This window comes from Actinotalea ferrariae (assembly GCF_019733465.1).
GTDB classification, from domain to species: Bacteria; Actinomycetota; Actinomycetes; order Actinomycetales; family Cellulomonadaceae; genus Actinotalea; species Actinotalea ferrariae_A.
Genome location: NZ_JACVQL010000334.1, coordinates 1 through 1,373 on the forward strand (window position 1 = coordinate 1; position 1,373 = coordinate 1,373).

Sequence of the window (1,373 nt, forward strand, 5' to 3'; positions counted from 1 at the left end):
CCCTGCACCGCCATCGCGGCCCGGATCCCGGTGCCCGAGCCGCCGCGGGCGGCCGCGAGGCCGAGCGCACCGCGCCGCCGAGCCGCGGCGAGCACGGCCGCGAGCCACAGCACCCCGACGGCCACGCCGACCGGGCCGAGGGCCAGCATGTCGAGCAGGGTCGCGAACGTCGTCTGGCGCGCGGCGACGTCCTCGAGGCGTTCGTCGAGGTCGCTCGTCATGCCCCGCGCGTCGAGGAACGCCCGCAGCTCCCGCAGCAGCGCGGTCCGGTCGGCGGTCGCCACGGCCGCGGGCTCGACGGCGATCCACCGGTCCGCGTCGAGCCCGTTGACCATCGCGAGGGCCTCGACGGCGCTCGGGTCCGCGTAGGCGGTGCCGTGGACGGAGACGCCGATGTCGCCGTCCTCGACGACGAGCGGGAACAGCGTCGACGGCGCGTGCGCCCAGTGCCCGGCCTCGGGGTCCCGCGCCTCGAAGACGCCCGCGAGGCGCATCCGGAACGGGACCACCCCGAGCATCGTCCGCACCTCGCCGACGTCCCAGCGCATCCGGTCGGCGGTCTCGACCGACACCATGACGTCCATCGGCCGCTCGCCGAGCACCTCGTCCAGCCGGCCGCCGACGTCGACCACCGCTGCCGCGTCGAACGGAGCGGGCGGCGCCCCGTCGACGAGCCGCACGTGCTCGCCGATCGCCGCGTCGGCGCGCACGGTGAGCGTCATGTCGTGGATGTCCGCGGCCCGGGGGCCGCGCTCGATCGCGTCGCGCGCGCGCGTCAGCGACGCCCCCGCCTCGCCGAGGACCGAGCGCAGCGTCGGGCCCGCCGTGCGCGTGCCCTCGAGCTCGAGCACCCAGCCCTCGAGCACCGCCGCGCCGTCGGCGACCTCGTCGCCCGACCCGTCGGTGCCGGCCGCCGCGTCGTCGGGGAACCACTGGTCGCTCCCGGACAGGTCGCGGCGGTCCGCGGGCAGCGCCGCGACCTGGTCGCGCGTGTCCTCGCCGAGCAGGCCGTCGACCGCGCGCGGCCACAGGGAGAGCACGAGCGAGACGAGCAGGACGGTCGCGGCGACCAGGACCGCGGTGCCGGGCTCGGCCGTGAGCTGCCGGCGCACGAGGGCGGCGGCGCGGTAGCCGGAGGGGCGCGTCATCGGTCGTCCTCCACGCGCGTCGCCGCACGCACCTGCCGTGCCACCTGGGCGCCGTACGCGACGACGACGACGGCGAGCAGCGCGATCGCCACGCCCGCGACCCCGAGGACGGCGACGAGGTCGGGCGCGAGCGCCGTGGGCAGCGCCGCGGGTCCGGGCGCCGTCGCGCGCACGAGCGGCGGCACGCACCACCACGCGACGAGCAGCCCGCCCGCCGTGCCGACG

General features: G+C 78.4%; 2 protein-coding genes. Both read right to left on the reverse strand.

Going from position 1 to position 1,373, the window contains the following annotated elements:
* Nucleotides 1–1,148: hypothetical protein (locus tag ICW40_RS19200; RefSeq protein ID WP_221655591.1), on the reverse strand; the 1,148-nt coding region annotated here is incomplete at its 3' end.
* Nucleotides 1,145–1,373, reverse strand: a 229-nt coding sequence (locus tag ICW40_RS19205; protein WP_221655592.1) for a hypothetical protein, incomplete at its 5' end; no start/stop codon positions are given. The genes ICW40_RS19200 and ICW40_RS19205, both read right to left, overlap by 4 nt.